The 7,162-nt window shown below is 41.5% G+C and carries 8 protein-coding genes and 1 pseudogene; 2 read left to right on the forward strand and 7 right to left on the reverse strand.

Translation table 11 applies throughout. From position 1 onward, the window contains the following. Window positions 1-94: 94 nt before the first annotated feature. From EV207_RS05190 to EV207_RS05205, 4 genes and pseudogenes are all read right to left on the reverse strand, one after another. A pseudogene (locus EV207_RS05190) lies at window positions 95-211 on the reverse strand (transposase); the annotation flags it as partial. Between the two features lie 178 nt (window positions 212-389). Then, on the reverse strand, window positions 390-1,925 hold the full coding sequence (locus EV207_RS05195) for an acyl-CoA carboxylase subunit beta (protein WP_132744370.1): 1,536 nt from the start codon (window positions 1,923-1,925) through the stop codon (window positions 390-392). Window positions 1,926-1,987: 62 nt separating this feature from the next. After that, the gene (locus EV207_RS05200) at window positions 1,988-2,200 is read right to left on the reverse strand and encodes a biotin/lipoyl-binding carrier protein (RefSeq protein WP_132744372.1); all 213 of its coding nucleotides are present in this window, start codon (window positions 2,198-2,200) and stop codon (window positions 1,988-1,990) included. Continuing rightward, on the reverse strand, window positions 2,197-3,540 hold the full coding sequence (locus EV207_RS05205; protein ID WP_132744374.1) for an acetyl-CoA carboxylase biotin carboxylase subunit: 1,344 nt from the start codon (window positions 3,538-3,540) through the stop codon (window positions 2,197-2,199). Before EV207_RS05205 ends, EV207_RS05200 begins: the two co-directional genes overlap by 4 nt. A 171-nt stretch (window positions 3,541-3,711) precedes the next feature. Here EV207_RS05205 and EV207_RS05210 point away from each other — a divergent pair, with 171 nt between their 5' ends. Continuing rightward, the gene (locus EV207_RS05210; protein ID WP_132744376.1) at window positions 3,712-4,194 is read left to right on the forward strand and encodes an N-acetyltransferase; all 483 of its coding nucleotides are present in this window, start codon (window positions 3,712-3,714) and stop codon (window positions 4,192-4,194) included. A gap of 63 nt (window positions 4,195-4,257) precedes the next feature. On the opposite strand, the gene EV207_RS23670 is transcribed toward EV207_RS05210, so the two are convergent. The 3 genes from EV207_RS23670 to EV207_RS05225 form a co-directional block, all read right to left on the reverse strand. Then, the gene (locus tag EV207_RS23670) at window positions 4,258-4,902 is read right to left on the reverse strand and encodes an RsfA family transcriptional regulator (protein ID WP_132744378.1); all 645 of its coding nucleotides are present in this window, start codon (window positions 4,900-4,902) and stop codon (window positions 4,258-4,260) included. A gap of 165 nt (window positions 4,903-5,067) precedes the next feature. Then, entirely contained in the window at window positions 5,068-5,241 is a 174-nt protein-coding gene (gene rpmF, locus EV207_RS05220) for a 50S ribosomal protein L32 (RefSeq protein ID WP_132744380.1), read from the reverse strand. A 23-nt stretch (window positions 5,242-5,264) separates the two neighbouring features. Further along, window positions 5,265-5,780 (reverse strand): YceD family protein, encoded by a 516-nt coding sequence (locus tag EV207_RS05225; protein ID WP_132744382.1) that lies wholly within the window; start codon window positions 5,778-5,780, stop codon window positions 5,265-5,267. 142 nt (window positions 5,781-5,922) lie between these two features. On the opposite strand from EV207_RS05225, the gene EV207_RS05230 reads away from it, so the two are divergent. Next, window positions 5,923-7,152, forward strand: a complete 1,230-nt coding sequence (locus EV207_RS05230; protein WP_132744384.1) for a nucleotidyltransferase — start codon at window positions 5,923-5,925, stop codon at window positions 7,150-7,152. Window positions 7,153-7,162: the final 10 nt, after the last annotated feature.

The following is a 7,162-nucleotide window of genomic DNA, read 5'->3' on the forward strand; positions in this document are numbered from 1 at the left end:
TCTTTTTTCATTTATTTGATGCGTAATAGTATGACGAAATCGCTTGATGGGTAAGCATTTCTGTCTTATTGAGGATTTTCTATGAATAATCTAGGCCTATATCTTTTTTCAGTTTTCCATATATAACTTGTCTTCTACACTTTGGTGCAAAAACAATATGATACTTACAATTCCATTTTGTATGTGCTAAACTGTTAACGTCAGATGACATAAAAAGGTCCCTCCTAGTTCGATAAATTTGGTTGGCGAACCAAAGTTTATTTTAGCACTAAGAGGGGCTTTTTTTGATACATCGCTGAAAGCTTTCCTGAACCCTAGGCCTAGCCTAGGGTTTTCATTTAACAATAAAAAAACCGACCGCCGATAAAATCGGCGGTCAATCCTCCTCATTAAACAGGATATACAGGGTGTTTTCTTTCGCTAAAGACAAGTTCCTTTGACTCGTACATACCGTAACGGTCAATTAATACACTGCGAAGCTCGTCGCCGGATACGATATCGTCAACAATCAATTCCGATGCTAACTTATAAATATCAATCGTTTCTTTATATTCACGCTGTTTTTCCTGCACATATTTGATCCGTTCTTTCGGATCTTCAATAGCTTGGATTTTGTTGGAATAAACAGCGTTAACCGCTGCTTCTGGACCCATTACTGCGATTTGTGCTGTCGGAAGCGCGATGCAGCAATCAGGTTCGAAAGCAGGTCCTGCCATAGCGTATAATCCCGCACCATAAGCCTTCCGAACAATGACTGAGATCTTTGGCACCGTTGCCTCACTTACAGCGGCAATCAGCTTTGCGCCATGGCGTATGATGCCGGCCTGCTCCACTTTAGTTCCGATCATAAATCCCGGAACATCTGATAGGAAGAGAAGCGGAATTGAAAAAGCATCACAAAGCTGAATGAATTTTGCACCTTTATCAGCCGAATCTACGAATAATACGCCGCCTTTTACCTTTGCCTGATTCGCGATGATGCCGACCGCTTTCCCATTTAATCTGGCAAACCCCGTGATTAACTCTTGAGCGAACAGTTTTTTTATTTCATAGAAGCTATCCTTATCAATCAATGAATCAATCAGCTCATACATGTCAAAGGGCGCATTTTGATTTTCCGGGACGATTTCAGATATATTCCTGCCTTCACGCGGCACAACAGCTTCTGTTACCGGAGGCTTTTGCTTATAATTGCCCGGCATATAACCCAAATAGGATTTGACTGACGTGATGGCCTCTTCTTCATTTTTTGCTAAGATGTCGCCGCATCCGCTTTTGCTGCAATGCATTCTTGCTCCGCCCATTTCCTCCAATGTTACTTTTTCGCCAATGACTTTTTCGGCCATCCGCGGTGATCCCAAATACATTGATGCGTTTTTGTCTACCATAATGACAATATCGCAAAATGCCGGTATGTAGGCACCTCCAGCGGCAGACGGGCCAAATAACAAGCAAATTTGCGGGATCATGCCGGACATTTTAACCTGATTATAAAAAATTTTACCTGCTCCTCGGCGGTTTGGAAACATGTCTAATTGGTCTGTAATTCTGGCTCCGGCCGAATCTACAAGATAAAGGAGCGGAAGTTTTAATTTTTGAGCAGTTTCCTGAATCCGAATGATTTTTTCAACCGTCCGCGCTCCCCAGGAACCAGCTTTTACTGTTGAATCATTTGCCATAACGCAAACCTTGCGGCCATTTAACTTACCTATGGCAGTTACCACACCATCTGCTGGCAGGTCACCCGCTTCAAAATTGGCAAACCGGCCATCTTCAACCGAATACTCTCCATTATCAAAAAGCATATTCAAACGGTCTCTGACAAACATTTTACCCGTTTGTTCGAGCTTCTCGTGGTATTTTGGCGCGCCGCCTGAATGAATTTTTTCAAGCTTTTCTTGAAGCCATGTTTCTTGGTTTGGCATGATATTCCCTCCCATAAAGATTTGTTCACGCATCAAGGTATAGAGTGAGCGCTCGCTCGGATTTAATCCATAACAATTAAAGTGTCACCTTCGTTAATAAAGTCCCCCATATCGACTTTAACATCGCTGACGACACCATCTTCCACGGCTTCCACTGGGATTTCCATTTTCATTGATTCAAGCATGGCAACTTGATCACCCGCTTTGACCTCATCACCCTTTTTTACCAATACGCTTAATACTGTGCCCGCCATTGCTGCATCGATTTGTTTCATGATAATCTCTCCTTCTTCTTGTTTAAAATTTGGGTTGTGTAATTTCCGTCCTTAAATTCGCCGCTTTCTAATAATCTTTGAAATAAAGGAATGTTGGTTTTAATACCTTCAACCTTAAATGTGTTAAAAAACGCATCAGCTTTTTCTATAACCCTCGCCCTATTGGAATCGCTTACAATAATCTTCGCAATCATAGGGTCATAAAATGGTGTCACGCTGTTTCCTTCAGAGTATCCCTTATCAATACGAACCCCTTCCATCTCACGATACGTAAATGTTGACAACGGACCCGGTGAGGGAAGATAGGTTTCCGGATCTTCAGCATATAGCCGAAATTCCATACTATGGCCATTATAATTAATATCAGATTGTGACAAAGGCAGCGCTTCACCATCCGCGACGCGGATTTGCCATTCGACAAGATCCAGACCTGTTTGGTGCTCCGTGACAGGATGCTCTACCTGAAGGCGTGTGTTCATTTCCAAAAAGTAAAATTGCTCATTTTCATCGACGATAAATTCAATCGTGCCGGCATTTTTATAATTGACATATTCCGCGGCTTTAACTGCAGCTTCAGTCATTGCTTTTCTTGTCTTATCCGATAAGAACGGGGACGGCGATTCTTCGATGACTTTCTGATTTCGCCGTTGAACAGAGCAATCACGCTCAAACAAATGAACGATATTGCCTTTTGAGTCGCCGAAAATCTGAATTTCAATATGGCGGCCGTTATCAATGGCCTTCTCAATAAACATCTCTGAGCTGCCAAAGTAAGCCTTGGCTCTTGCCTGATTCGAAGCAAATGCTTTAACAAGCTGCTGTTCGTTAGAACACCGCTGCATCCCGATGCCTCCTCCGCCAGCACTTGCCTTAAGCATGACGGGATAACCGATCGAAGCAGCGATAACACAGGCATCATCCGCATTTTTTACAGCTCCATCACTGCCGGGCACAACCGGAACCCCGGCGGCACTCATAGTCTGTCTAGCCTTCACCTTATCGCCCATTAAAGCAATCGTTTTGGCATCAGGACCAATGAACGTTAATCCGCGGTTTTCAACCTCATTAACAAAGCCGGCATTCTCTGATAAAAAGCCATAGCCGGGATGAATAGCATCGGCTCCTGCATCCTTGGCCGCCTTCAGAACAGCTTCATGGTTCATATAGGACTTTTGCGCCGGGGGGGCGCCAATATATACCGATTCTGTCGCTTTATTAACGTAAGGCAAATCTTTATCTGCTTCAGAATAAATCACAACTGTTTGGATGCCTAACCGTTCACATGTCCGCAAGATTCTATCTGCAATTTCTCCTCGGTTGGCAATTAATACCTTCTTCAATGTATCTCCCCTCTCGTCTTTTTTATTTAATTTTAGCGCATCATATAATATATTCGGCAAATTAATTAATAATCCCTTTATTTTATTTTGCCTGTAAGCAGAAATTTTTGTCGCTTTATATTATAATATAATTAGAATGTAAGAGGTAATTATACAGAAGGGGGCAATACGATGAATCAAGTGGAAATGGTCCAGCATTTGAATGTTAATTTCAAAACGCTTGAGGAATTCAAGAAGTTTCGGGAATTTGGCGCTCAGGAATTATCAATGTTGGAAGATCTTGAGGCTAACATGGTGGAAAACGATATTGAATCACCTTTTTATGGGATCTATTATGGTGATAAGCTCGTCGGAAGAATGAGTTTGTATAGAATAAGTCAGAAGTTTGACCGATATTTTGAACCACCTCAAGATTATTTAGAGCTTTGGAAGCTGGAGGTTCTCCCTAATTATCGGGGGCGAGGTTACGGAAGAGCACTTGTTGAATTTGCCAAGTCTTTCAACTTGCCGGTAAAAACGAATGGAAGAAACCAATCCAGTGATTTCTGGACAAAAATGGCCTTTGAACCTATTCAGTACAATACGGAACGAGACCGCGGCGAAAGCCCCTTCGTATGGTTTCCACAAGGGGTCAGTGAACAGGAATTGGATTAAAGCGTGCAAATAAAAAAGTTCCCTATAAAAATAGGGACTTTTTTTATTTTAAAATAAGCGTCCTCATTTATTCAATCTTTCGAGCTCCTGCTCACCGTCTAGTTGGAAGCTGATTCGGGAATTTGAATCTCCCTCATTTGTCCCCGCCATTTTTCTTGCCCTATCCATTATTTGCATTAGTGCTTTGTAATCGTCTTTCATCAAAAGATAATCCCGGTTAAGTTTATCAAACGATTTTTTTAACTCGGCATTTTCCCCCTGAGCTACATTAAGCTGGTAGGTCAGTTCATTAACCTTATTCTGTAAACGGGGTTGCTGAACTGTTTGATCATTTAGTTGTTTTAAATAAGCTATAACGCCTTCCAGATTTAATTTTTCGCTAGTCATGTCAAAACGATCATATTCCGCCTCTGCCCTTGGTTCAACATTTGCAGTGTCAGCATCCTTTTGCTTCGACACAGCCGCCGCCTTATTTTTTGCCTGAGCTGTCTTCCGTTGTTTTTTTGCCAATGCGATTGCAGAATCATATTGCTTTCTTACAAGTGAATTCCATCTAAATCCGCAAGCTGCAGAGGTTCTGGATAATTGTTGACCAACCTCCTCAAATGCGGCAAGCTGTGTACTGCCCTCCCTTATATGTCTCAGAACAGTTTCCGCTAGTAAAAGATCTTCATCGTGTGACCATGCGTCTTGCCGAATGGTTGACATGGCATTCTATCCCCCAATCTTAACTTTTTCTTATCATATGCAATTGATAGGATAGATAGACTCTTTTCTATTACTTTGTTAATGACTGGGTGAAATTGGCTTTATTTTAAATCAAACAAAAAAAGCAAGGAGGTTTTCCTCCCTGCTCTTCTCGGTGTTCAATTCTTACTTCTCAACAACTTCTTCACCTTTGTATGAGCCACATTCAGGACATACACGGTGTGCTAATTTATACTCACCGCATGATTCACACTTGACCATTCCCGGTACTTGAAGCTTGAAGTGTGTGCGACGCTTGTTTTTGCGAGTAGTAGATGTTCTTCTTTTTGGTACTGCCACGGTTCACACCCCCTTGGAACAAATTATTCGTTAAAAAACTTTTTTAGTTTTTCCAACCTGGGATCAATTTGATTTTTCCGCTCTTCTTCAGTTACAAGCTCCCAACCTTCACCTTCAGGCTTCGGTTGTTGCTTCGCTTTGTCGCTGACAACACGCATCGGCTTTTCAACTATAATCGCTTCCGCAATGTATGGCTTTAAATCAATGATATTATCTTCAACATCATGGACAACTTCATGATCAGCTTCATCAATCTCAGCCGATGAATCAAGAAGAAAGGTTTCTGATGTATGAATATGGAACGGATGTTCTACATCCTCCAGTGTAATGGCACAAGGCAGAATCATTTGACCAACTAAAGTTAAATGAAAGGTTATCGATTGTTTCGCATATTCAACGACACCCTGCACGTCAACTGGTGTGATGCTTCTTACCTCCGGATCGATTTCCTTCATATCCGGCAAGGAGACTTTTTCTTGAAAGGTCAGTCCTTCATGCTTATACTGGAGTAATTCAGGTACTGTCCATTTAAGAGTCATTACAATACCACCTTTTAAACAACAAATGTAATTATAATCTTAGTCTGATTAATTGTCAAGGCAATGTCTTTACAACAGAAATCGCTGACACATAAAGTATAGCCATGGCTTGTTTTAAAATCCGAAAACCGAGGTGTTAAAGATGAATGTTACCGGTGTGATTGTCGAATACAATCCTTTTCATAATGGCCATTTTTATCATTTGCAAAAGTCTATTGATCAAACCAAAGCTGACCTTGTTATTGCTGTGATGAGCGGGAATTTTTTGCAAAGGGGTGAACCCGCGCTCCTTTCGAAATGGGAACGAACAAAGATGGCTCTTGAGGCGGGGATTGACCTTGTTGTCGAACTTCCTTACGCATTTGCAACCCAGAAAGCCGAAATTTTTGCGAATGGGGCGGTATCAATTCTTGATGCCCTTGGAACGACACATCTTTGCTTTGGCAGCGAACAGGGTGACATTCAACCATTTATTAATACTCTTTCCTTTACATGCGAGCATCAAACAGAATATGACTTGGAAATAAAAAAATATTTAAAACAGGGGCATAGCTATCCTAAATCACAAGCCCTCGCTTTTCGCTCACTTAATCTGCCGGACATGCCGATCGTCGATCTCTCAAAACCAAATAATATTCTTGGCTACCACTACCTAAAGGCTGTAAAAGACCAAGGTAGCGCAATCAGTGTGGATACAATTAAAAGGGTGGCAGCCGAATACCACGATGCCAATTTAACTGACAACAGTATTGCCAGTGCTACAAGCATTCGGCAAACAATTTTCGCAGAAGGTGGTCAATTACATAAGATACAAAGCAAAGTTCCAGACTTTACTTACCGTCGGCTTGATGCTGCACAAAAGTCCGGCAGTTTGCATCATTGGGAGCATTATTATCCTTATTTATTCTATAAACTCATTACTGTACAGCTCGAAGAACTCGTTGATATATACGAAGCTGAAGAAGGTCTTGAACATAGGATGCTCCGCATCGTTGAGAGGACTGACAGCTTTAAAGCCTTTATGGAAGAACTAAAAACAAAAAGATACACATGGACAAGGCTGCAAAGGCTTTGTGTCCACACCTTAACAAACACGAAAAAAAGGGATATGAAGGGCACATTAACAAATAAGTTGGCCCCATATATCAGGTTATTGGGCATGAACCAAAAAGGTCAGTCCTATCTGAATAAGCGAAAAGCTGATCTTTCACTGCCGCTCATAACCAATATCAGAAAAAATACCCCGCCGCTGTTGGATCTTGATATCAAAGCTGCGAAAGTATATGCGTTGCCAGATCATTCCACAAATAAATATAATGAAATTTCCCGATCACCGCTTCGTTATGATGAGACAGAAAAAACTTGGCTTTAAAGCCAAGTCT

The sequence above is a fragment of the Scopulibacillus darangshiensis genome, from assembly GCF_004341035.1.
In the GTDB taxonomy this organism is placed as follows: domain Bacteria; phylum Bacillota; class Bacilli; order Bacillales; family Sporolactobacillaceae; genus Scopulibacillus; species Scopulibacillus darangshiensis.

Coding starts and splice junctions, on each gene's coding strand:
- EV207_RS05200 (WP_132744372.1), bottom strand. CDS start 2,200: ATGAAACAAATCGATGCAGCAATGGCGGGCACAGTATTAAGCGTATTG.
- EV207_RS05225 (WP_132744382.1), bottom strand. CDS start 5,780: ATGACTCTTAAATGGACAGTACCTGAATTACTCCAGTATAAGCATGAA.
- EV207_RS05195 (WP_132744370.1), bottom strand. CDS start 1,925: ATGCCAAACCAAGAAACATGGCTTCAAGAAAAGCTTGAAAAAATTCAT.
- EV207_RS05230 (WP_132744384.1), top strand. CDS start 5,923: ATGAATGTTACCGGTGTGATTGTCGAATACAATCCTTTTCATAATGGC.
- EV207_RS05210 (WP_132744376.1), top strand. CDS start 3,712: ATGAATCAAGTGGAAATGGTCCAGCATTTGAATGTTAATTTCAAAACG.
- EV207_RS23670 (WP_132744378.1), bottom strand. CDS start 4,902: ATGTCAACCATTCGGCAAGACGCATGGTCACACGATGAAGATCTTTTA.